This window comes from Bacillus timonensis (genome assembly GCF_000285535.1).
Taxonomy (GTDB): domain Bacteria; phylum Bacillota; class Bacilli; order Bacillales; family Bacillaceae_L; genus Ferdinandcohnia; species Ferdinandcohnia timonensis.
Genome location: NZ_CAET01000109.1, coordinates 1 through 281 on the forward strand (window position 1 = coordinate 1; position 281 = coordinate 281).

The following is a 281-nucleotide window of genomic DNA, read 5'->3' on the forward strand; positions in this document are numbered from 1 at the left end:
ATTTGCTTGCGCTACTGCGTTTCCTTTTACTTCATCGCGAAATGCGAATCCGTCTAAAATGATAAGTGCAACTGGTGATTTACTCATTACTTCTGTGCCTCCAATAGCTTTACAAAAGAAGAAGCATCAAGACTTGCTCCACCAACTAGAGCACCATCTATATCAGGTTGTGCCATATATTCTTTAAAATCCTATGGATCCCGCTTGTCTTCATTTTACTAGGAATCATGCAGCCGGTTACTTCGTATTATTTGCCGGAAATTATTAAGGCAGCAGGCGAA

The 281-nt window shown here is 40.6% G+C and carries 1 pseudogene; it reads right to left on the minus strand.

Going from position 1 to position 281, the window contains the following annotated elements:
* Nucleotides 1–86: 86 nt before the first annotated feature.
* Nucleotides 87–191: pseudogene (locus BTHG_RS26040) on the minus strand (triose-phosphate isomerase); the annotation flags it as partial.
* Nucleotides 192–281: the final 90 nt, after the last annotated feature.